Source organism: Paraburkholderia tagetis, assembly GCF_022213065.1.
Classification (GTDB): Bacteria; Pseudomonadota; Gammaproteobacteria; order Burkholderiales; family Burkholderiaceae; genus Paraburkholderia; species Paraburkholderia tagetis.
Map to the genome: position 1 here is coordinate 228,535 of NZ_JAKLJA010000006.1, position 21,463 is coordinate 249,997.

General features: G+C 66.9%; 19 protein-coding genes. 5 read left to right on the forward strand and 14 right to left on the reverse strand.

Going from position 1 to position 21,463, the window contains the following annotated elements:
* The first annotated feature begins 277 nt into the window (after window positions 1-277).
* The gene (locus tag L5014_RS11195) at window positions 278-1,492 is read left to right on the forward strand and encodes an MFS transporter (protein WP_238463679.1); all 1,215 of its coding nucleotides are present in this window, start codon (window positions 278-280) and stop codon (window positions 1,490-1,492) included.
* A gap of 315 nt (window positions 1,493-1,807) precedes the next feature.
* Window positions 1,808-3,679: an AMP-binding protein gene (locus L5014_RS11200; RefSeq protein ID WP_238463680.1), complete on the forward strand. Its 1,872-nt coding sequence runs from the start codon at window positions 1,808-1,810 to the stop codon at window positions 3,677-3,679.
* Window positions 3,680-3,695: 16 nt separating this feature from the next.
* On the opposite strand, the gene L5014_RS11205 is transcribed toward L5014_RS11200, so the two are convergent.
* From L5014_RS11205 to L5014_RS11220, 4 genes are all read right to left on the reverse strand, one after another.
* Entirely contained in the window at window positions 3,696-4,178 is a 483-nt protein-coding gene (locus L5014_RS11205) for a hypothetical protein (RefSeq protein ID WP_238463681.1), read from the reverse strand.
* 46 nt (window positions 4,179-4,224) lie between these two features.
* A complete protein-coding gene (locus L5014_RS11210) occupies window positions 4,225-5,829 on the reverse strand; it encodes an FAD-binding oxidoreductase (protein WP_238463720.1) in 1,605 nt (534 codons plus the stop codon).
* Between the two features lie 96 nt (window positions 5,830-5,925).
* Window positions 5,926-6,939 carry an anti-sigma factor family protein gene (locus L5014_RS11215; RefSeq protein ID WP_238463682.1) on the reverse strand — a complete coding sequence of 338 codons (1,014 nt, stop codon included), beginning with the start codon at window positions 6,937-6,939 and terminating at the stop codon, window positions 5,926-5,928.
* Window positions 6,936-7,487, reverse strand: a complete 552-nt coding sequence (locus L5014_RS11220; protein ID WP_238463683.1) for a sigma-70 family RNA polymerase sigma factor — start codon at window positions 7,485-7,487, stop codon at window positions 6,936-6,938. Before L5014_RS11220 ends, L5014_RS11215 begins: the two co-directional genes overlap by 4 nt.
* Before the next feature lie 77 nt (window positions 7,488-7,564).
* Here L5014_RS11220 and L5014_RS11225 point away from each other — a divergent pair, with 77 nt between their 5' ends.
* The 3 genes from L5014_RS11225 to L5014_RS11235 all read left to right on the forward strand — a co-directional run bounded on the left by L5014_RS11225 (window position 7,565) and on the right by L5014_RS11235 (window position 9,191).
* Window positions 7,565-7,771 (forward strand): hypothetical protein, encoded by a 207-nt coding sequence (locus L5014_RS11225; protein WP_238463684.1) that lies wholly within the window; start codon window positions 7,565-7,567, stop codon window positions 7,769-7,771.
* A gap of 540 nt (window positions 7,772-8,311) precedes the next feature.
* Window positions 8,312-8,800 carry an RNA chaperone Hfq gene (gene hfq, locus L5014_RS11230; protein WP_238463685.1) on the forward strand — a complete coding sequence of 163 codons (489 nt, stop codon included), beginning with the start codon at window positions 8,312-8,314 and terminating at the stop codon, window positions 8,798-8,800.
* Between the two features lie 214 nt (window positions 8,801-9,014).
* Window positions 9,015-9,191 (forward strand): hypothetical protein, encoded by a 177-nt coding sequence (locus L5014_RS11235; RefSeq protein WP_238463686.1) that lies wholly within the window; start codon window positions 9,015-9,017, stop codon window positions 9,189-9,191.
* Between the two features lie 164 nt (window positions 9,192-9,355).
* On the opposite strand, the gene L5014_RS11240 is transcribed toward L5014_RS11235, so the two are convergent.
* From L5014_RS11240 to L5014_RS11285, 10 genes are all read right to left on the reverse strand, one after another.
* On the reverse strand, window positions 9,356-10,144 hold the full coding sequence (locus tag L5014_RS11240; protein WP_238463687.1) for a DUF2968 domain-containing protein: 789 nt from the start codon (window positions 10,142-10,144) through the stop codon (window positions 9,356-9,358).
* A 52-nt stretch (window positions 10,145-10,196) separates the two neighbouring features.
* Window positions 10,197-11,585: a sigma 54-interacting transcriptional regulator gene (locus L5014_RS11245; protein WP_238463688.1), complete on the reverse strand. Its 1,389-nt coding sequence runs from the start codon at window positions 11,583-11,585 to the stop codon at window positions 10,197-10,199.
* 12 nt (window positions 11,586-11,597) lie between these two features.
* Window positions 11,598-13,385, reverse strand: coding sequence for a TadG family pilus assembly protein (locus L5014_RS11250; RefSeq protein WP_238463689.1), 1,788 nt, complete (start codon window positions 13,383-13,385; stop codon window positions 11,598-11,600).
* 166 nt (window positions 13,386-13,551) lie between these two features.
* On the reverse strand, window positions 13,552-13,980 hold the full coding sequence (locus L5014_RS11255) for a DUF3613 domain-containing protein (protein WP_238463690.1): 429 nt from the start codon (window positions 13,978-13,980) through the stop codon (window positions 13,552-13,554).
* Between the two features lie 87 nt (window positions 13,981-14,067).
* Window positions 14,068-14,967 carry a tetratricopeptide repeat protein gene (locus L5014_RS11260; protein ID WP_238463691.1) on the reverse strand — a complete coding sequence of 300 codons (900 nt, stop codon included), beginning with the start codon at window positions 14,965-14,967 and terminating at the stop codon, window positions 14,068-14,070.
* A gap of 56 nt (window positions 14,968-15,023) precedes the next feature.
* Window positions 15,024-16,259, reverse strand: coding sequence for a type II secretion system F family protein (locus tag L5014_RS11265; RefSeq protein ID WP_238463692.1), 1,236 nt, complete (start codon window positions 16,257-16,259; stop codon window positions 15,024-15,026).
* Window positions 16,256-17,326 (reverse strand): type II secretion system F family protein, encoded by a 1,071-nt coding sequence (locus L5014_RS11270; protein ID WP_238463693.1) that lies wholly within the window; start codon window positions 17,324-17,326, stop codon window positions 16,256-16,258. The genes L5014_RS11265 and L5014_RS11270 overlap by 4 nt, the downstream gene beginning before the upstream one ends.
* Window positions 17,319-18,659, reverse strand: a complete 1,341-nt coding sequence (locus L5014_RS11275; protein WP_238463694.1) for a TadA family conjugal transfer-associated ATPase — start codon at window positions 18,657-18,659, stop codon at window positions 17,319-17,321. The genes L5014_RS11270 and L5014_RS11275 overlap by 8 nt, the downstream gene beginning before the upstream one ends.
* Before the next feature lie 3 nt (window positions 18,660-18,662).
* Window positions 18,663-19,925, reverse strand: a complete 1,263-nt coding sequence (locus L5014_RS11280) for a P-loop NTPase family protein (RefSeq protein ID WP_238463695.1) — start codon at window positions 19,923-19,925, stop codon at window positions 18,663-18,665.
* 109 nt (window positions 19,926-20,034) lie between these two features.
* The gene (locus L5014_RS11285) at window positions 20,035-21,450 is read right to left on the reverse strand and encodes a type II and III secretion system protein family protein (RefSeq protein ID WP_238463696.1); all 1,416 of its coding nucleotides are present in this window, start codon (window positions 21,448-21,450) and stop codon (window positions 20,035-20,037) included.
* Between the last annotated feature and the right edge of the window lie 13 nt (window positions 21,451-21,463).

A 21,463-nucleotide genomic window follows, 5' to 3' on the forward strand; every position in this document is an offset into this window, starting at 1 on the left:
ATTTCGCACCGAGCACGCTCGCGCGAATCATTCGCAGCGCATTTAATTCTCAATTCAATTGCGTTACATTCCAATGACCATTGAGACCATCGCCTTTCATTCGATAGGACCCGATAAATCGATTCACCCAGGTTTAGTCCGGGTTGCGGCGGACATTCATGCAAATGTTTAATGCCGGGCGTACACTCGTACGAAGCTCGCCGCGCGGGGCGGAGCAAGCGATGCGCGCAAAGCCGGGAGACAAGGCCCTGCGCAGCCATACCAGGAGAACAACGAAATGAGCTGGACGCGAGAGCAGAAGAACGTCACGATCGCAGCGTATTTGGGGTGGACGCTCGACGCATTCGATTTCTTTCTGATGGTTTTCGTTCTGAAAGATATCGCCACCGAATTCAACACCCAGATTCCCGCCGTTGCATTTGCCATTACGCTTACGCTGGCCATGCGCCCGATCGGCGCGCTGATCTTTGGCCGGCTCGCCGACAAGTTCGGGCGCCGCCCCACGCTGATGGTCAATATCGCGTGCTATTCGCTGCTCGAGCTGGTCACCGGGTTCTCCCCCAACCTCACGACTTTCATCGTCCTGCGCGCGCTCTTTGGCGTGGCGATGGGCGGCGAATGGGGCGTGGGCTCCGCGCTCACCATGGAGACCATTCCGCCGAAGGCGCGCGGCATCGTCTCAGGCCTTCTGCAGGCCGGCTATCCGAGCGGTTATCTGCTCGCTTCGATCGTGTTCGGCGTGCTCTACCAGTACATCGGCTGGCGCGGCATGTTCTTCGTCGGCGTGCTGCCCGCGCTGCTCGTGCTCTACGTGCGCGCCCACGTGCCCGAGTCGCCGGCCTGGAAAGAGATGGAAAAACGCGCGCGCCCGAGCCTGCTCTCCACGTTCAAGCACAATCTCGGCCTCTCGATCTACGCGATCGTGCTGATGACGGCGTTCAACTTCTTCTCGCACGGCACCCAGGATCTCTACCCGACCTTCCTGCGCGAGCAGCATCACTTCGATCCGCACACGGTTTCGCTCATCACCATCACGCTCAATATCGGCGCGATCGTGGGAGGCCTCTTCTTCGGCTCGATCTCCGAAAAGATCGGCCGTCGCAAGGCGATCTTCATCTCGGTGCTGATCGCACTGCCCGTGCTGCCGCTCTGGGCATTCTCGTCGAGTGCGGCGCTGCTCGCGCTCGGCGCCTTCCTCATGCAGATCTCCGTGCAAGGCGCCTGGGGCGTGATCCCGGTGCACCTCAACGAAATCTCGCCGGACGAGGTGCGCGCAACGTTCCCGGGCCTCGTCTACCAGCTCGGCAACCTGCTGGCTTCCGTGAACGCCACGCTGCAAGCCTCGCTCGCGGTGACGCACGGCCAGAACTACGGCATGGCGATGGCAATCGTCGCGGGCACGGTGGCCGTAGTGATCGCCGTGCTGATCCCGTTCAGCCGCGAGCGGCGCGGCATCGATATGACGCAGACGGCCAAACAGGTGAACGCCTGATGCAGTGCGCCTGATGCCACGCGCCACCTGAGCGAGCGGCGGTAGTTCGAGCGGTGTCGCTGCACCGCGCAAATGGCCGCCACGCAAAACACGACAAGGCCGTGCCGGGCTGCTGCCGGCACGGCCTTTCTCTTGCCACCTCGCGCAATCGGTTGGCGGGGGCTCCAGCCCGGTGCTGCGGGGAAACTCTGTCTGCCGTTCTCACCGGGCGCGGTGCATCATGTATGCGTCGTGCAAGCCAGACGCGCCACGCGTGCCCGCAGCCCTGTGCCCCTGTGCATTGCGGCGGACCCACGTTACGCCCGGAGAACGATAATGAACGACACGCCACAACCGCCGCCGCGCGGAGTTGCGCAGACCCGCACCGAACCCGGCGCGCAAGCCGCCACGCCACCGCTTGATCAGCCGGTAGCCGATCCGGTGGATCCGGCTGCCTCCGCGTCTGCCTCCGCGTCTGCCCCCGGGTCTCCCCCCGATACTGACGGTGTCTGGTATACCTCGTATCCGCCAGGCGTCCCGCACGAAGTCGATGTGACGCAGTACGCCTCGCTCATCCAGTTCTTCGACGACTGCACCACCCGCTTTCGCGAGTGCGTGGCCTATGTGAGCGCCGGCTCGCCGATGACCTACGGCGCGCTCGCCCGCAAGGCCACCGCCTTCGGCTCATGGTTGCAGGGCGCGGGCGTGCAGCCCGGCGAGCGCGTGGCTATCATGCTGCCCAACACGCTCCAATATCCCGTCGCGCTATTTGGCGCGCTCAAGGCCGGTGCGGTCGTCGTGAACGTCAATCCGCTCTATACGGTGCGCGAGCTCGCGCATCAGTTGAAGGACAGCGGCGCGCAAACCATCGTCGTGTTCGAGAGCTTCGCGAAGACGCTTGAAAACGCACTGCCCGGCACGCGCATCGAGCGCGTCGTCATCACGCAACTGGGCGATCTGCTGGGCGAGGGTTTCAACCTCAAGGGCCGCTTCATCAACTTCATGCTGCGCCACGTGAAGAAGCTCGTGCCCGCGTACCGGCTGCCGCCCAGCGTGCGCCCGGTGCGCTTGCTCGACGCGCTCTCGCAGGGCGCCCGCGCGCCGCGCGCGAGCGTTACCGCAAAGCTCGACGATCTCGCCTTTCTGCAATACACGGGCGGCACCACGGGCGTGGCCAAAGGCGCGATGCTCACGCACGGCACGATCCTCGCGAACGTGATCCAGGCGAAAGGATGGATTGCCGGGCAGCTCGAAAGCCAGACCGAGACCATCCTCACGCCGCTGCCGCTCTATCACATCTACTCGCTCGCCGTGAATGCACTGATCTTTATGGCGATCGGCGGGCGCAACATCCTGATCGCGAATCCGCGCGACATGAAGCGCGTGATGAAGATCCTGCGTCACGAAACGTTCAGTTGCATCAGCGCGGTCAACACGCTCTATAACGCCTTCCTCGATAACGAGGAATTCCGCCAGCGCGATTTTTCGGGCCTCAAGCTCGCGATGGCGGGCGGCATGGCCACGCAGCATGCCATCGCCGAGCGCTTCAAGGCCGTCACCGGCAAGCCGATCATCGAGGGCTACGGGCTCACGGAATGCTCGCCCATCGTGGCGATGAATCCGGTCGACCTCGATCATCTTAAGGATTTCGAAGGATCGATCGGGCTACCCGCGCCGTCCACACAAGTGCGCTTTCGCCGCGACGACGGCACGTGGGCGAACCTCGGCGAGCCGGGCGAGCTTTGCGTAAAGGGGCCGCAGGTCATGAAGGGCTACTGGATGCGCCCCGACGAGACGGCGCGCGTCTTCGTCAACGACGGATGGCTGGCGACCGGCGACATCGGCATCATGGATGCGCGCGGCTATATCCGCCTCATCGACCGCAAGAAGGACATGATCCTGGTCTCGGGCTTCAACGTGTACCCGAACGAAATCGAGGACGTGATCGCGCGGCATCCGGGCGTGCGCGAGGTGGCGGCCATCGGCGTGCCGGATCTCGTGCAGGGCGAGCGCGTCAAGGTGTTTATCGTGCGTCGCGACCCGACGCTCACCGAGGATGCGCTGATCCAGTACTGCCGCCAGCAGCTCACGGGCTACAAGGTGCCGCGCCTCGTGGAGTTTCGCGAGACGCTGCCGCAAAGCAATATCGGCAAGATCCTGCGCCGCGAATTGCGCGACGAAGAGATCGCCAAAATAGGCAAGGCATGAGCAAGGCGGGCGCGGCTTAAGTTTGCTGCGCGTCGAGCATGTCGAGCCCATCGAGCACGATGCAGCCGCGCGGCGCCGTGAGACGCTCCAGCACGAAGCGATCGGAGGCACGTACTGCGCAGAGCATATAGTGCGCAACGGCGGAGCCTTCCGTGCCGGTTTCTAGGCGCCGTGCAAGCTGTGCGTGCCACAGCATGCCGATGTCGTCGCCGAATTGCGCTCCGAGTGCGAACGCCGACACACCCATCCGCGCGGCTTCTCTCGCGAGCGCCCTGCCCCGTGCAAGCGTCGGATCGTAGACGGCCATGCACACCGGATTTTGCATCGACGTCTGCCGGGTCGTTTGCTGGGTCGTTTGCATCGGCGCCTGTACCGGTTCTTGCCCGGCGCCTTGCAGCGCGCCGGGCGGCCACCGCCGCGTCGTGACTTTTGCGGCGCTTGCAGCCCACGCCGCCGCAAGCGCCCCACCCGCTACGTGAAGAAAGACCCGCCGGTTCATCGCGTCGCCCTCGTTTCCGTGCCCGCTTCGCGCAGGTGGATACGCATCACGTATAGCCGCGCATGGCGCGCCACGCCGCCGGCCACACACCCTGCTTGCCAGGCGCCAGCACGCCCTGTGGATCGAGCGCGTCCTTCACCGTTTGCGCGAGCCGCAGCAGCGCGCCATCGTTGAAGTCGTACTGCGCCGCCGCGTAATCCATGTAAAGCAGATGCGAGCGGTACACGCCATAGCCGGCCGCGCGCGCATCGCTCATCAACGCGCGCAGCAGGTCGCCTGCGCGGGCCGCATCGTCGTGCCGCTCGCGCGCGAAGATCGCCGCGAACACGTGATGCAGACAACGCCCCGCCGCCGTGAATCCGCCGTAGTAATCGAAGCCATATTCCGCCGCGCGCGCCTTCACGAGCGCGTACTGGCGCAGCGCGTCGCGGCCATCGGCGGGACACAGCGGCGAGAAGTCCACATGCGCGCCCTCGCCACCGCGCCAGTCGAGCATGCGAAACGCGCTCATCGAAGGAATGCCGGCCATGTTGCGGTCGCCGCCGCCCTGCGGTTCCTCGCTGCCCGCATAGCGCTTTGCGAACGCGCGCGCGTGCGGCACCTGAGCGAACGCGCGCTCGACGATGCGACGCTGTAGCTCGATCACCTCGGGCTCGCCGTAGAGCGCGTAATGCAGATTCCACCGGCCAACATCGAGATCGCGCTGCATGGCTGCAACGGCCGCCTCGGGCATCGGCCCGTCGCCCTCGTACCAGCGCGCACGCGGCGCCATGCTGGCCGCGCGGCGGATCGCGCCTTCGATCACCGCGTGCTGTGCGATCGTGCCGCCCAGTTGCAACCCGCGCAGCGTATCGACGATAAAGCCCAGATCGTCCTCGCGCGCAAACTGGATTTCGCCGATCACATAAGCAGGCGGCGCCGGCATCAACCAGAGCCCCATCTTCGTCACGATGCCGTAGTTCGATTGCGTGAAGAGCGCGTCGAACGACGGCCCGTAGCCCGGTTTGTAGAGCTGCCACGCCGTGCCCGTCCCGAGCGCGCCCATGCCCGTGCGCACGATCTCGCCATTGGCAAGCACGATCTCCATACCGCACTGCGCCGCCGCATGATCGCCATAGGCCGTGTAGCCGAAGCCGCGCTCGAGCGTATTGCCGATCACGCTGCCCCAGCCCGCCGCAGGCGGATCGACCCACAGCTTTAGGCCGTGCTCGCGCAGATACGCATGGAGATCGAAGTAGCTCACGCCGGGCTCGACGAGCGCCCACGCGAGCCGCTCGTCCACGGCGAGCACGCGGTTCAGGCGCTGCAAGTCCAGCACGACCGATCCCGCGAGGCGCGGGGCTGCGCCACCGTAGGCGAAGTTGCGGCCCGTGGAGACGGTCCAGAGCGGCACGCGTGCCGCGTTGGCCACGCGCAGGATCGCGCGGATCTCATCGACGTCGGCCGGCAGGAGCGCCGCCGAAGGCGCAAATGTATTCGCATCCCCGACGGGCGCGAACGGATCGAAATACGGCGCGAGCGCGGCGCCCCCACGGCAGACGTTGGGCGCACCCACGATGGCCTCGAACGCAGCAAGCGCACGCGCGAAACGCGCCGCGCTCATGCCGGGCGGCAGCACGCGAGCCGTCGTGTCCGTTCGCTCCGTTTCCATCGCGCGTTTGTCGCTGCTTTTCACCGTTTATCGCCGCTATTCACAGCTCGTCACCGCCGCTATTCACCGCCGCTTTTCACCGCTTTTCACCGCCCATCACCATTGGGCCGGCGTGCCGCCGAGCGCGCCGCACACCTCATAGGCGATCGTGCGCAGGCGAGCCTCCGAAGCCGGGCCGGAGAGCGCGTAGCCCATGCCTTTGGTGCTCCAGTAGAAGGTGCGGCTGCTGCCATCGCTCAGCAGATGCACCGCATCGCGATCACGGCCCGACGCGCTCACGTAGAGCGTGAGCCGCGCCCCGGCGTGGTTCTGATACATGAACTGCGCCGCTGGACCGGCCGCGCCCGGCAATAGCCGGCCGCCCACGAGCGCATAGCCGTATTCACCGAGCGGCGGAACGGCGAGTTGCGTGCCAAGCCGCTTCGAAAGCCACGCGACTAGATGAGCCTCGTCCGCTGCGCCCACTTCAACGGGATGACGCACTTCAGGCGAGTACACGGCATAGGCAACATCGGCGCGTCGCGCGAAGCCTTGCGCGTCGCGCGCGAGAAATGCGGAGTCCTGGGCGGAGTCATGTGCGGAATCACGCGCGGAGTCATGTGCGGAATCACGAAGGGAATCAAGCGCGAAGCTACGGCCCGCGTCCGCATTCCCCCGCGTGGCCCACGCGCCATCCGGGAGCCATTGCGGCATCAGCGCGCCCGCCGCCATCGCGAAGCCCGCACCCACGACGGCCCACGCCGCCGCGAGGCCCGCGCGCCGCCACCACGGATCGCGCCGCCTCAGCACCACGTAACCGGGCGAATCGGCCTCGTCGCCGGCGCGGCAGAGCGTTTGCAACGCGGCCTTCTGCGCGCGCCAGGCGGCGACGCGCTGCGCGGCGTGCTCGTCGGTCGCCAGCCGCGCCTGTATTGCCGCGCGCGCGTCGGCGGGCAATTCGTCGTCGAGCCAGGCGCTCAGCGCGGCCAGATCCGCATCGGAATCCGCAAAAGCCGCGAAGGCCGCAGAGGCCTGCGGCGGCACCGGGCCAGACGGTCCCCCACCATCGGGCAAAGCGGCCGGTGCGGGATGTGCGCTCGCGCGCTCGCGTTCGAGTTCGTCGTCGTTCATCGCGTCGTCCCCACCACCCTGAGCGGCGCGGCACGCCGCACCGGATCCTGCACCGGCCCCCTGTCGAGCAATACGCGCAAATGCTCGCGCGCACGCGAAAGACGCGACATCACGGTACCCGCCGGCACGCCGAGCACCGTCGACGCCTCTTGATAGCTCAGTTCCTCCACGCATACCAGTAACAGCACCTCGCGCTGCGCGGCGGGAAGCAGATAGAGCGCGCGCTGCAGATCGCGCAGCACGAGGCCGTCGACCTCCCCGTGCGGCGCTTCGAGCGTGCGCCAAGGCGCGCTTTCGTCATCCACCGCAATCTCGCGCCGGGCGCGCAACTGGTCGATATAGATGTGACGCAGGATCGTCAGCAACCAGGCGCGCAGATTGCTATCGGGCCGAAACGACGAGGCACGCGAGAGCGCGCGCTCGGCGGCGTCCTGCACGAGATCGTCGGCCCAGGCGCCATCGCCGGTGAGCGCACGCGCGTAGCGGCGCATGGGCGCGAGCTGCGCGACCACTTGCGCTTCGAACTCCGCGGACGGTCGGCGCAGCATGGCGCGCGGCACCCGGTGGCGCTGTCAATGCCGCAAATCAGTAACCGCCGCCCGACGAACCGCCGGAGCTGTTCGACATGCTGCCGCTGCCCGAATTCATGTCGCTGCACGCGGTAACCGAACCCGATACCGCGGCCATCGTCAAGCAGACAAGGCAAGCAAGAACAATACGGAACCGTTTCATGGTCATCTCCCGTGTGAGAAGGCCGGGCAAGAAACCCACCAGGAAGCCCGCCAGGCCATTAGCCTGCATTAGCTGGGAAAAGCGAACTGCCGGCGCGTGACGAACGTCGCATACGGCTCATTGCGATCGTCGTGCTCGTCGTGAATCGCTCTGGCGTCGACATGGAGATAAACGCGGCGCAGCGGAGCCTTATTCCTGATTCGCGCCAACTATTTGTAGATGTACCCGTGCGTCGCCGCACGGAACGCAAACGTGCAACACCGGACAATCGCAAAGCAGTAAGACGTTGGAAAGGTCCGATACGCTCACGCGCAAATACATCGAAATCCGCGACACATTCGTCCACGCTTTGCACTACGCTATGAACGTATGCGCCGCGGGCGCGGCCAACGCAACCGCATCTAACCGACCGTATCCCGGCGACCCGGTGCAATCTTCACAGTTCGAGCCCCGCTTTCATGAACCTTCGCGGGCATGCGCCGTGCCCGCCTGGCAATACTGCGGCCGCGACCGCGAGCCGGTATAGTTCTGCAGTAAAGTATGCCAACGCACGCGCGCTTTGCCGGCACAAGGTAGAATTCCGGCGAGCAAACGTTTCCAAATGAATTGCGGCATTAAGCCGCCTGGTCAAAATTCGTCCATGCCTTCCGCAGAATCGCACCCGCAAAACGACTTCATGAACGCCGCGCGCAAAGAGCGCAAGCGTGTCGAAATCTATCTGGTCAACGGCATTCGCCTGACTGGATGCATCGAGTCGTTCGATCAGTATCTGGTGATGCTGCGCACGCCTGTCGGCCTGCAAGGCATCTACAAACGCGCCATCTCCACCATCCAGCTCGACACCGGCACGCGTCCGGGTCCGCGCACGCCGCGCCCCTCGCACGGCGAGCACACGAGCCGCGGCCCGCATAGCAGCTATGGCGGCCATGGTCCGCGCGAATCGCGCGAGCCTCGCGAATCGCGTGAGCCCCGGGAGCGCGAGCCGCGCGAATCCTGGTCGGCGCCCGCTTCGTCCGAGCGCCCGGCCCAGGACGGCCCGGTGGTCGTCACGCGCCGCCGCCGGCTCTACGGCTCCGTGAACAACGGCGGCAATGGCGGCAATGGCGGCGAAGGCTCGAACAACAGCTAAGCCGTGCGTGTGCGTGCCGCGCACATTTTTTCAGCAACGGCCGATCTCACGATGTGCAAGCGCGCGCCGCGCGCTTGCGCTCGTTCTCATCCGTGGTCTGGAGTGCTCCGAATTGCACACGCGTCCGGAAACATGCGTGCCGGACGCGGCCACGCGCTCATGATTTTTCCCTTTGCGTTATTCTGAAAGCGACCCCCTTCGCCCGGAGAACGCCATGAGCCCATCCAAACCGAAGCCCTCTCAGCCCTCGCAGGAAGACGCGCTCGACGAGGCGCTCGAAGAGACTTTCCCGGCAAGCGACCCCATCGCGGTCGACCCGCCCCCTTCCAAACCCAAGCCCGCCGACGACGCGAAAAAAGGCCGCGACACGCATCGTCACGGCAAGCGCTGAACGCGGAATATCCCGCCCAAAAACAATAAAGGCGGCACGTCATGGACGCCCGCCTTCATTTCCCATCCTGCCTTGCTGCTACGACCGGCCATTGCGCCGGCCCGCATCGACGAGGCCGGATTTCCGCCCCCAACCGGTGCCCCATCCGGTGCCCCGCTAAGGTCTTACCGGACCGGCAAGCCGCCCTCGACCTCACGTTGCAGCTGTTGCACCTGGCGCTGCACCGCACGCAGTTGATCCTGTGCGGCCGTCTTCTCGACCTGGAGCGCATTCGCCTGAGCGCGCGTCTGCTTCTGCTGATCCGCGACGATCGCCTGTTGCTGGCGAGCGATCGCGAGGTCGGCCTGCAGGCGCTTGGCGTGATCCTGCGTCAGCGCGATCATGCGCGCCGTGAACGCCTTTTGCGCTTCGAGGCGCGTGCGCCGGATCTCGACATCCGACAACTGGAGCGTCCTCTGCACAAAGTCGCGATAGATCGCCTCGGCACGCGTCTCGTCGCTGGTCTTGATCACGCGCCAGAACGTCTTGTTCTGGAATAGCGTCACGTAATAGGTCATCTCCTTGCCTTGGAACAGGAGACTCGCGCCATAAGTGCCGTTGTAGGTCGTGCGCAGTTCGTTGAGATCGGAGCCGCGGATCATCTGCTGCAACTCGGCCACATTGCCGGCTGCGTTCTGCTGCGCCTCCTCGGGCGTAAGCGCGACCGGCGCGCCGGGCAAAGGCTGCGCCGCCGACGACGCTTGAGGCTGCACAGCCGCAGCCGCCGGGTCTTGAGCCGCCGCCGTATTCATTGCCACGTTTGCCGTGGCCTGCGCCTTTGCTTGCCCCGTCGCCGGCGCTGCTGCTGCCTGCGCAGCCTGATCAGGCAGTGATTGCGCGCAGCCGGCTTCCACACCCCCTAGCAGCATCAGTGCAGCGAACGCGACTTGTCGAACTCTCCACTTGTCGTTCATGAAGCCTCTGATTTGTACAGTTTTTGTATGATTTTACAAAATCGCACAATTATTACTCACTTTCACCGGTTGCGGGCTCCTCGTCGAAAATTTGGTACTTGCGGATTTTTTCCCACAATACTTTGCGGCTGATGCCCAGATATTGGGCCGTATCCTTGCGGCGCCAGCCGTTTGCATCGAGCGCCGCCAGCAGACGGCTGCGCTCGGCCATGTCCCACTTGCTGCGATCGACGACGGGCGCCACCGCCTCCGCCGCCGCGGGCTGGGCACCGCCCGAGCCGGCCAGAAGCCGGCGCAGGCGCGGCGCGTCCCAGCTACCCATCTGCCGCACCGTCACACCCACCCGTTCGGCCAGGTTGCGCAGCTCGCGCACATTGCCCGGAAAGCGCATCGCGGCCACCGAGTCGGCCAGCCAGTAAGGCAGCTCCGGCAATGCATCGAGGCGCTCGCCGCCCACCACGGACGCCACGAAAGCTTTGAAGAGCGCGATCTTGTCCACCGCGCCGCGCTCTTCGAGCGACGGCACAAGCAGCTCGATCACGGCAAGCCGGTAATAGAGGTCGGCGCGAAAGCCGCCCTCTTTCACGAGTTGCGGCAGTTGCCGGTTGGTGGCCGCGACGAGGCGGAAATCCACCTTCAGCGGCGTGGCCGAGCCGATGCGCGTGACCGTGCCGTCCTCCAGCACGCGCAGCAGCTTCACCTGCTGGTAGAGCGGCAGGTCGCCGATTTCGTCGAGAAATAGCGTGCCGCCGTCGGCCTGCTCGAAGTAGCCCTTGTGTGCGAGCGCCGCGCCCGTGAATGAGCCCTTCGCATGTCCGAAGAACAGCGACTCGAACAGGCCGTCGGGAATCGCGCCGCAGTTCACGGCGACGAACGGCCCCGTGCCGTAACGGCCATGCTTGCGGTGCAGCAGTTCTGCGATGCGCTCCTTGCCGGTCCCGGTCTCGCCGTGCACGAGCACGCTCGTGTCGCAGTCGGCGAAGGTGTCCACTTCATTCATCAGCGCGCGCATGCTCTCGGACTCGGCCACGAGCATGTCCGCACCCGCCGTCTGGGCCGAATGCGCGCGCAGTTGCACGACGAGTTTGGACACGAGCCCGCGCAGCTCGGCGCAGGTGAAGTCGAGCGGCAAGATGTACGAATACTCGGCGGGATACATGGCCGGGTCGTTGTCGCGCGGCGCCGCGCCGACCCAGATCACGGGCATGCCGTGCGTGGCCTGCCAGTCGCGCAGCACGAGCGCGCCGGTGTCGATCACGCTCACGCTCACGATGGCGATCGACGCGCGCGCGGCGATGCGTTGTGGCGAGACGGCGGTGTCGTCGGCGCGGGTCACCTCGACGTCGAGGCTCGCCATGCAGCGCGCGACGCGCTCGACGATATCGGCTTTGCCTTCCCAGACGTAGAGATCGAGTTCCTCGATGGGGGTGGTGGTTCGCATCGTGGGGTTTTCTTATTGAACGAGTGTTGCAACACCGCACGTGAGCGGATAGTCGGTCACGGTCGCGACGCCAAGCTGGACGCCGAGCAGTTGCAGCAAGGGGCCGAGGATGATGTCATCGAGACCTTTGAGCACGGGGCCCAGCGTGTTGCCGAGTACGCCCGTCACGACCGGCATGACGAGGCCATCGACCAGCCCGCCGACGGCTCCGCCGATGACGCTCCCGAGCAACAAGTCGAGCGCCCCCGACAGCAAGGTCAGTTTCAAGCCGTTGTTGCTCTCGGTGAGTTGGCCTAACGTGGTCACGGTCGATTGAAGCGAATTGTCGAGCACGGCGCCGAGCGCATTCGAATTGACGGAATTGCCGTTGATCGGGTTGCCATTGCCGTCGAACATCAAGGTCGCACTGGACGGATTGACGACGGGCACGCCGACCGACGGCGCGCTCACCGTGGCGATGGGCGTATTGAGCAACGACACGCTCGCCACGCTCCAGCGGGCGTTCGTGCTGCTACAGCTAAAGCCGCTGACGTCCGTCGCGCTGACACCGTTCGCGAGCGGCGTACCGATGCAGATATTGGCGAGCCCGGTCTGCACGCCGATCGTCTGCGTGCTCGCCGCCTTGCTGGCCGCGCACTGCGCTGACTGCAGCCACGCCTGTCCCTGCGCCGCGACCACGTAGAGCGGCAGTTGCACGCTCACGTCGAGGACGTAAGGGATACCGAGCCAGGAGGTCGTCGTGTTCGTGGTCGAAATCGTGGCGTTCGCGCCAAGCAGGATCTGCGCGGTCTGAGCCTGCGTTCGCCACGTGCTCGTGCCCTCGATATAGCCGGGCTCGCCCACGGCGATCGAAGGCGGCGAGATCACCTGCAACGTGAGCGCGACGCTCACGGGCAGAACGCCGCTCAAGCCCGTGGTGTCCAGGTTGAAGGTGACCGGCGCATTGCCCGCGGCGGCAATCTCGGCGCCGGCGATCAGCATCTGCAGGACGTTGACGCTGGCGTCGGCCGCGTACTCGGCGTTGGCCACGCCGAGTTGCAGCAAGGCGGGCGAGCCGGACAGCGCCGCAAGCTGGATGGGCTTGAGCGTCCCCTGCGGAACAAGCGCGGCCACCGCTTTCAGGCCGCTTGTCGCGGCAGAGACGTCGGCCGTGAGCGCACCGTCCCGGCCAACGGCGTTGAGCAGAATGGTGGCAAGATCGCCGACCGTGGCCTGCGTGGCGAGCAGCCCATCGTAGGTTCCGGCCGCTGTGGCCACGGCCGCGAGATCGGCCACCTTCACATTGGCGTTCGCGAGGCCGTTCCACGAGGCCGCGTCGAGCTGCACCTGTGTGCCGCCCAGCAGCGCCCCGAGCATGCCGTTGAGCAGGTTCACCTGGGCCAGCGACGTGCCGACCTGAAACGAGCCAATCACCGACGCCTTGGCCGTGGCGCTCGCCGCGATCCGGTGCGCCGGCCCAAGGAAAAAATACGGCACGGTATTCGTGACGCTCACCTGCACGCCGTTGAGCGGCGGCGTGCCGTTGCTCACGAACGTCATGCCGCCATTGCCGTTCGAGTCCCAGCGTCCACACGTGACGGCGAGCGTGCGCGTCGTGCCGCTCGCCACGAAGCCGTTGCTCGCCGCATTGGCGCTCGCCGTCACGAGCGGCTGCGAGCATGGGTCGTCCATCTGTTGCGCGGCGGCGAGCGCCGCGAGATCGGCGACGTTCTGCAGCGAGCGCTTCGCGAGATAGAGATTCGCCACGTCGAGCACGCCCAGCGCCGCCACGGCAACCAGGAGCCCGATGACCGCGATCAACGCGAGCGAGCCGCGCTGGCGCCGTGCAAGCGCGCTGGCCCGCGCACGTGTGCGGGCCGACCGGCGCGGCTGCGCCGTGGGGACACCGAGAGCACCGTGAGCACCGGGTAGACCGGAAGTGTCTGGAACACCGACACGCGCCGGCTGGCGTAAGCGCGACACCATCTCAGTACGCGCCTCCCCCGCCCGGGGCTGCGGTTCCAGCTCCACCGCCCTGCCCATTGCCCGTCTGGATGGTCGAGCCAAAGCTTGCCGGGATGTTCGTGTCGAACGATTTCATGTAGCGCCGGTAAGCGTAGCCCGCCTCGGCGCCGAGCATGGGCAACGCCGGAGCGGCCTGGGCGTTGCTGCGCTGAAGATCGAGCCAGGCCCGCGTCGAATGGCCGATCTCGCTGTTCCGGACGCGCTCGCCGGAGGCCTGCGCGTCCACGCTCTGGGCATGCACAGCCGGCGCCGCGAACGCCATGACCAAAGCCGCGCGAGCAGCAATGGCGGCGATTGCAGCGGTCGCGGCGCGATGGCGACGCCCCCGAAAAGCCGCCGAGGCGACGCGACGCGCGGCAGAGCGCGCATCCTGGAGTTGACTGGCTTTCATCGTATTCCTCGTGTTGCGCGGACGTGGCACGCCGGGCCGGTCCTGCATGTTCCACATGTCGCTCGTTGCGGTCCAGTTACGGCGCGGTTACGGCGCAAAGCGATCCACCAGGCGCGGCTGCGCATCGCCGCCGCGCCAGTTGTCCTGGGCGCTTGCGAGCGCGCGCGGCGCCGGCACCGCGGCGCGCTGCGCGACGCGCAGCGAGGCCTGCTCCTGCGATTCGCGCCGCTGCGCTACCTCTCGCGCACGCTGCGCTTCGCGCACCTTCTGCGCATCGCGCGCGACCGCCGCGCGGGTCTGCGCAGGCAGGCCCCGATGCGCCATGAGCGCCTGCGCATCCGCGTCGTTGCCGCTCGCCTCGAACAGCAGCGCCACGTTCGCGACGATCTTCTCGTTGTGCGAATCCAGCTCCAGCGCCTCGAGGAGCGGCACGCGCGCGCCCGCCACGTCCCCGTCGCGCAGCAGCGCATAGCCGAGGTCGGAGAGCGTGGCCGCGTTGGTCGGGTCGAGCCGCGAGGCGTCCCCCAACTCTTGCGCAGCCTTGCGGAAATCGCCCGCCGCGCCCGCGAGCAGACCGAGTCCGCGATGGCCGCGCGCCGCGAGCGGCGTGTTGAGCAACTGCGCGTAGGCCGCCGCGCTCGCGCCCGCCTGCCCCGTCACGCGCAGCGCGTCGGCGCGCAGCAGGATCGAATCGGGCGTGGCGCCGTACTGGCGCTCGAAGGCGTCGATGTGCGCGAGCGATGCGTAATAGAGCCCCTCGGTCTGCATGCGCGAGATCAGGCCGAGGTACATGCCGGGCGTGTCCGGCGCGGGATCGTGGGTGCTCGCGCGCATCTGCATGTCGGCCTGCGCCTGCGGACCGACGCCGTAGCCCTGCGGCGTCCCGCACGCGCCAAGCGCTGCGAGCCCCGTGCAGGCCAGGGCCGCCAGCGCGCGGCGCGCGGCCGGCCTGCACGCCGCTGCCGTGTCGACAATGACATTCTTCATGATGGTTCTAAACACCCCGCCGTGTTCATGACTCGATCGCACTTTCACACTTCGCCTCAATGACGAATCGACGCCAGCGAATGCAGGACGGCGATCACGCCCGGCCCCGCCGTGACGATGAGCAGCGCGGGCAGCAGGGTCACCACCATCACGCCGGTCATCCTCACGGTGAGCTTGCCGATACGCTCGCGCAACACCGCGCGGCGCACTTCGCGCAGCCGGTCGCCGAATTGCTTGAGCGGCTCCTGTACCGCGCCGCCGTGCTTGTCCACCTGCACGAGCAGCCGGATCACCGCGCGCAGATCCTCGTTTTCGTAGATCGACGCGATGCGCTGCAACGACTGCTCGCGCGTGCGGCCCGCCACGAACTGCCGTTGCGCGATCTCCATTTCTCCCGCGAGCACGGGCAGCACGAGGCGGAACTCGTTGATCATCACCTGCATGCTCTGGTCGAGCGAGAGCCCGACGCCCTGCAGCAGACGCAGCAGGTCGACGAGCATCGGCAATTCATCGGCCACGGCGTCGAGCCGTGCACGCGCTCGGCGGCGCACCACGAACTTCGGCATGAAAAAGCCGAGCAGCAGGCCGCCGCCCGCCCACGCCACAGGCCGCGCGCCGTGCGCGATGCCGTACCACGCTGCCAGCCCCGCCATGGCGGCCGCGCACACGATGCGGACGATGCAATAGAGGCCGCGCGCACGCGCGTCGGCATAGCCGCATTGGTCGAGCAGGCGTCGGTCTTCGTCGGCGACAATCAGCTTGCCCGCCGATGTTTCGAGCCAGCGGGCACCGACAGCACCGAGCGCGTCGATCATGCCTGGGAGTCCGGAGCGTCGTGGCGCACCCAGGAGTGCGTCGATGGTTGCAGCGCCGCCCTTGCCGTGCGCTGCCGCACCGCCCTGTGCGCTTCGGGACGCTGCCGCGCCGCCTTGCGTACCGCCCGATATGCCAACCGGTGCGCGCTGCGCGCCGTGTGCGCCGCTAGCGGAGCCCGCCATCGATGAACCAGCGGACATACCAGTGAACACGCCAGCGGACGCACCGACCGATGCACCAACAGACGCACCAACAGACGCACTAACCGGCGCACCAGCACGCACGGCGGCAGCACGTGCATCGAGAGCGGCCATGCCTTGCACGCTCGCCTGCGATCCATAGTTCGCCATGGCTTGCTCGAGCATGCGCGCGCTCTTGCGCGCGGCCACGAGCCGTGCGCACGCGAGCGCCGCGAGCAATGCGAGGCCGAGCGCGCCGAGCAGCAGCGCCAGCGCACCGAGGCCATGCGCGCTCACAGCGCCCCCTTGAACCGCGTGAGCCGGTACAGCAGATAAGCGCCCGTCATCTGCAAACCGATGGCCCCGTATACGAGCAGGCGCCCGGAATGGTCGTTCCACATCGACGCGAAATACTGCGGATTGGTCACGATGAGAAAGCCGGCAATGCCAAGCGGCAGCAGCGCGAGCACCCATGCGGAAAGGCGCGTTTCCGCCGACATCGCGACCAGCTCGCGCTGCGCCTGCTCGAGATCGCGCATGAACGTCGCCATGCGTTCGAGCATCACGTCGGCGCGGCCGCCGTAGCGCACCGAAAGGCGCAGCACGGCGCCCACGAACTCCAGTTCGCGCGCGCGATAGACCCGCGCGACGTGACCGAGCGCGCGATCGATCTCGACGCCGGCGCGCAGCATGCGCGAAACGTGATCGAGACATTCGCGCAGGGGCGCCTCGGTGGTGGGCAGCGCGGCCTGGAACGCGGCTGGCACACTGTTGCCGAGCACGATCAGACGCACGATGCCGTCGAGAAACGAAGGCAATTGCGCGACGAGCCGTGTGCGTCGCCGCTGCATGCGCACCGAAAGCACGAAGGCCACCAGCGCTACCATCAATACCAGCACGGCGAGCGCCGCCGGGCCGCCGCCGAGCACGAACGCCCACAGCGTCAGGGCAATCGCGATGAAGCCGACGAACACAAACGGCTTGCGCACATCGACGATGCCGGCGCGGCTCAGCATGCCCTGAAGCGCGAACGTCGCGCGAGCGCGCCAGCCCTGCGGCTGGGTCGCCGCCAACGGCAGCGCGCCGCCGCGCGTGGCGGTGTTTCCGCCCACATAGGCCGCGCGGACTTCATCGGGCCTGGAAGCGCCGGCGGGCCTGGCCGCCCCGGATCGGGACGCCCCGGACCCGGCCGCCACGCGCATGCCCGACGCCCCCGTGGCCTGGGTCGCGGCGTTCACCCGGCTGTCGACGAAACGCGTCACGTGCTCACGCGAGGCGCGCTGCTGCGCCTGCTGCCAGAGCATCAGTCCGGCGGCGGCGAACAGCAGCGCCAGCGCCGCGATAAGCGCGATCGCGCTAGACATTGAAGCCCCCGTCGCGCCCGCCCCCAAAGCCGAAATTCGACGAAGCCGCAAGCGCCTGGCGAAAGCGCGCGAGCTTCGGCGAATGCGGATGAATGCCGAGCGACTCCCAGCAGTCGATCTCCTCGCCGTCCGCGTTCATGACCGGCTCGTAGCGGTACAGCTCCTGCGTGGCGATGATGTTGTCCGCGAGTCCCGTTACTTCGGTTACCGAAAGAATCCGGCGGCGCCCGCTGGAAAGCCGCCCGATCTGCACGATGAAGTCGACGGCGTTGGCGATCTGCCGGCGCAGGCTGCTTTCGGTGCCCTGAAAGCCCGCGAAGCCCGCGAGCATTTCGAGCCGGTACAGACACTCGCGCGGCGACGACGCATGCACGGTCGCCATCGACCCGTCGTGGCCGGTGTTCATCGCCTGCAGCATTTCGAGCACTTCGCCGCCGCGCACTTCGCCCACGATGATGCGGTCCGGTCGCATACGCAGCGTATTGCGCAGCAGATCGCGAATGGTCACCACGCCCGTCCCGTCGAAGCCACCAGGCCGGCTTTCGAGCCGCACCACATGCGGGTGATTGAGCGAGAGCTCGGCGGTGTCCTCGATCGTCACTACGCGCTCGATCTCGGGAATATGAAACGCCAGCGCATTCAGGAGCGATGTCTTGCCCGAACTCGTACCGCCCGAAACGAGGATATTGCAGCGCGCCTGCACCGCCGCTTCGAAGAGCGCGCCGATCTCCACGCCGAACGTGCCGTTGCCGAGCAGATCGTCGGGGCGCAGCGGATCCTTGCGGAACTTGCGGATCGAGACGATGGGCCCCGCGAGCGAAAGCGGCTCGATCACGACATTGATGCGCCCGCCGTCGGGCAGGCGCGCGTCGACCATCGGATTCGATTCGTCCAGCCGCCGCCCGATGGGCGCAAGAATGCGCCGCACGATGCGCAGCAGGTGCGCGTTGTCGGAGAAGCGCACAGGAATCTTCGAGAGAATGCCGTGCCGCGACACATACACGTCGCTATAGCCGTTGATGAGGATGTCCTCGACGGCCGGATCGGCGAGCAGGTCCTCGATCGGCCCGAAGCCCGCGAGCTCCTTGGTGAGCGCCCCGGCGATCGCGCGCACCTCGCTCTCGTTGATCGGAATGTGGCGCAGCCGCACGAAGCTGTCTATTTCCAGATCGACGAACTGGTTGATCGCCTGGCGCGACCAGCGACCGAATTCGGCGCCAAGCTCCTCGATGCGGGTCAGCAGATGTTCGTGCGCCGCGTTCTTGATGTCCTGGAACTGTTGGCTATGCGCGAACAAGGGCGCGTCATCGGCAAACTGGATGTTATCCGGCATGATCTACGAACGCTTCGATGAGTGTTGGAAAAGACCGCGCAGGGGTCGGCGCAGCGCGTCGAACTTCTTCGGAACCGGCGTGCGCAGACCGTCGAGTTGCGCCGCGAGCGCGTCGAGCGCACGCACGTATGGGTCGCGCGGCGCGCTGTCGACGAGCAGATGGCCGCGGTTCGCGGCCTGGCACAGCGCCACGCGGCGCGCGGGCAGCACGCCCGCGAGTTCGATGCCGAGGCGCTCGGCAATCTGCGCCGCGCTCAGGTCGATGTCCGCTTCGTACTGGTTGATCACGAGGCGCAGGTTGGCATTGTCGACGGCACCGTCGCGCAGCATTTCGAGCTGGCGCGACGCCGCGACGATCGACGCGACGCTCTGGTCGCACACGAGCCAGGCCTGATCCGCCGCGCGCGCCATCTCGAAGACGAACTCCACGTTCGAGAAGCCGCCGAGATCGACGAGCTGCTGATCGAAGAACGCGCGCAGTCGCGTGAGCAGCGCCGCCGCCGATTGATACGAGACTTCGCGCAACGCGCCGAGATCGGCAGGCAGCGTGGTGAGCGCGAGGCCGCTCTCATGGCGCGCGAGCGCGGTGTGCACGAAGGTCTGATCGAAGCGGCGCAGGTTGTGCATCGCATCGACGAAACTGAAGCCGTTGCCCACGTTGAGGAGCAGTGCGCCGTCTGCGGCCGGCAAGCCGAGGTCGAGCAGCGCGGTGTGCCGGTTCAGCGCGGCGCCCTTGCGCGCGAGCACCACACCCAGGCCCGCCGCGAGCGTGGTGACGCCCACACCGGGACGCGCGCCCAGCAACACCGTGAGGCGGCCGTGCCGGCTCACGGGCTCCACGCGGTTGTCCAGCACCTGGCGCACGGTACTTAAGGCATCCTCAGTATCTGCGCCCGTATCGACGAAATCGCGCACGCCCGCGCGCAGCGCCGAAATGGCGCTCTCCGGCTCGGCGAGCGTGCCCACGGCGATGATCTGCAAGCCCGGAAACGCCGCATGCGCAGCCGCCGCCACGGCGCTCGCGGCGTTGCCCTGCGCCTGGCCGCCGTGGAGCGAGCGTCCCCGCGAAAAATCGACCAGCAGCAGCGAAGGCATGCTCTGCGAGATCTGCTGCGCGACGAGCCCCGCATCGAGCGCGACCGTCGTCACCTTGCCCACCGGGCCGAGCATGTGCTCGACCCAACGCGCGTTCGCGTCATTGGCCGTTGCGAAGACGAACGAATCCGTCATCGTGCGTTCAGCCGGCACGTGCGATCTCGCGTTCATGAATGCTCTCCTTTTGCTGCTCGCGCAGCGATTGCCACCGGACGCGCGCTTTCGCGCATGCGACGCACGCCGCACGCCGCGCCGGGAGCGGAACCGACGACCCACTGCATCACGGCGAAAATCCCGGCACCGGATCGCGCGACGCCGCACCGCCCAGCAGCGCGCGCCACACGTGCCCATTGCGCTGCTCGGATAGCTCGCCGGGCGTGGCGGGCAGCTTCGCGTCCTTCGCGAGCGGCGACACCAGGTGCGGCGTCACGACGATCACCAGTTCCTTGTCGTTCTGCTGATAGTTCAACTGCTTGAAGAACGTACCGATGATGGGCAAGTCGCCCAGCAGCGGCACCTTGTTCACATTCGATGCCGTCTCGCGATCGATCAGCCCACCGATCACGAAGCTCTCGCCGTCGCCCAGTTCGATGGTCGTTTCGGTGCGGCGCGTGGTGATCGCGGGCACGGACACGCCGCTGATCGTCACCGCGTTTGCGAAGTCGAGCTGGCTCGCCTCGGGCGCGACCTTGAGCGCGATGCGCTGCGGCGAGATCACCGTGGGCGTGAGCGAGAGCCCGATGCCGTAGGGCTTGTATTCAATCGCCGTGGCGCCGAGGGCCTGCGGCACCGGCACCGGAATCTCGCCGCCCGCGAGGAAGCTCGCGCTCTGACCCGAGAGCGCGACGAGCGTGGGCTCGGCGAGCACGCGCGCGAGGTTGTTCGACTCCATCAGGCTCAGGTCGGCGAACAGGCCGTGCGTGGCGGAGGCGAACACGAGATTGAACGCGGACATGATCGGCAAGGCGGCCTGGACCGCCGTACCCGCCGAGGTGAGCGTTCCCGAGCTGAGCGAAGTCGGCGTGAACGAGCCAAACGCGAAGCCGTTGTTCTGGCGAAAGAAGTTAAAGCCGATCTGCTTGAGCACGCTGCGGCTGAACTCGACCACGCGCACGTCCACCTGCACGACCGCGCGCGTGGCGATGCTCGACGTATCGAGCACGTTCGCATCCTTGCCGTCCTTACCTTCCCTTTTGCCCTTGCCGATCGAGCCCTGCGCCGCGGCCACCGCGCGCTGGTGCTGCTCCATCGTCGCGGCGTCGCCGGTTATGAGCGCCGTGTCGCCCAACACCTTCACATCCGGCGTATCGGCGCCGAGCAGTGCGCGCGCCGCGTTCGTCGTCACGTTGACGGTGAGCGTGCGCGGCGCGCCGCTGCCTTCCCACAGCATCACGTTCGTTGTGCCCGCACCCTTGCCGACGAGCAGCACGCCGCCGCGCCGGTCGCCGCGTATCACCAGCACGTCGGCCACCGACGGATCGCCCACGGCAATGCGCGTGAGCGAGCCGGTGACGGGCAGCGTGCGCTGCTCGCCCACGGCGATATCGACGCTGGGCGCCAAACCGTCCGCTGCATCTCGCGCGTATGCCGCGCGCCCCTGTGCAGGCGGTGCCGCCCATGCGGGCGCGGCGGCGAGCACGAGAGCGCCCGCGCATGCTGCGGCCACAGCCACGGCGAAAGTCCTTGTTATCGTCATCGTGTTCCTGCTT

Coding starts and splice junctions, on each gene's coding strand:
- L5014_RS11195 (WP_238463679.1), top strand. CDS start 278: ATGAGCTGGACGCGAGAGCAGAAGAACGTCACGATCGCAGCGTATTTG.
- L5014_RS11200 (WP_238463680.1), top strand. CDS start 1,808: ATGAACGACACGCCACAACCGCCGCCGCGCGGAGTTGCGCAGACCCGC.
- L5014_RS11205 (WP_238463681.1), bottom strand. CDS start 4,178: ATGAACCGGCGGGTCTTTCTTCACGTAGCGGGTGGGGCGCTTGCGGCG.
- L5014_RS11210 (WP_238463720.1), bottom strand. CDS start 5,829: ATGGAAACGGAGCGAACGGACACGACGGCTCGCGTGCTGCCGCCCGGC.
- L5014_RS11215 (WP_238463682.1), bottom strand. CDS start 6,939: ATGAACGACGACGAACTCGAACGCGAGCGCGCGAGCGCACATCCCGCA.
- L5014_RS11220 (WP_238463683.1), bottom strand. CDS start 7,487: ATGCTGCGCCGACCGTCCGCGGAGTTCGAAGCGCAAGTGGTCGCGCAG.
- L5014_RS11225 (WP_238463684.1), top strand. CDS start 7,565: ATGCTGCCGCTGCCCGAATTCATGTCGCTGCACGCGGTAACCGAACCC.
- hfq (WP_238463685.1), top strand. CDS start 8,312: ATGCCTTCCGCAGAATCGCACCCGCAAAACGACTTCATGAACGCCGCG.
- L5014_RS11235 (WP_238463686.1), top strand. CDS start 9,015: ATGAGCCCATCCAAACCGAAGCCCTCTCAGCCCTCGCAGGAAGACGCG.
- L5014_RS11240 (WP_238463687.1), bottom strand. CDS start 10,144: ATGAACGACAAGTGGAGAGTTCGACAAGTCGCGTTCGCTGCACTGATG.
- L5014_RS11245 (WP_238463688.1), bottom strand. CDS start 11,585: ATGCGAACCACCACCCCCATCGAGGAACTCGATCTCTACGTCTGGGAA.
- L5014_RS11255 (WP_238463690.1), bottom strand. CDS start 13,980: ATGAAAGCCAGTCAACTCCAGGATGCGCGCTCTGCCGCGCGTCGCGTC.
- L5014_RS11260 (WP_238463691.1), bottom strand. CDS start 14,967: ATGAAGAATGTCATTGTCGACACGGCAGCGGCGTGCAGGCCGGCCGCG.
- L5014_RS11270 (WP_238463693.1), bottom strand. CDS start 17,326: ATGTCTAGCGCGATCGCGCTTATCGCGGCGCTGGCGCTGCTGTTCGCC.
- L5014_RS11275 (WP_238463694.1), bottom strand. CDS start 18,659: ATGCCGGATAACATCCAGTTTGCCGATGACGCGCCCTTGTTCGCGCAT.
- L5014_RS11280 (WP_238463695.1), bottom strand. CDS start 19,925: ATGAACGCGAGATCGCACGTGCCGGCTGAACGCACGATGACGGATTCG.
- L5014_RS11285 (WP_238463696.1), bottom strand. CDS start 21,450: ATGACGATAACAAGGACTTTCGCCGTGGCTGTGGCCGCAGCATGCGCG.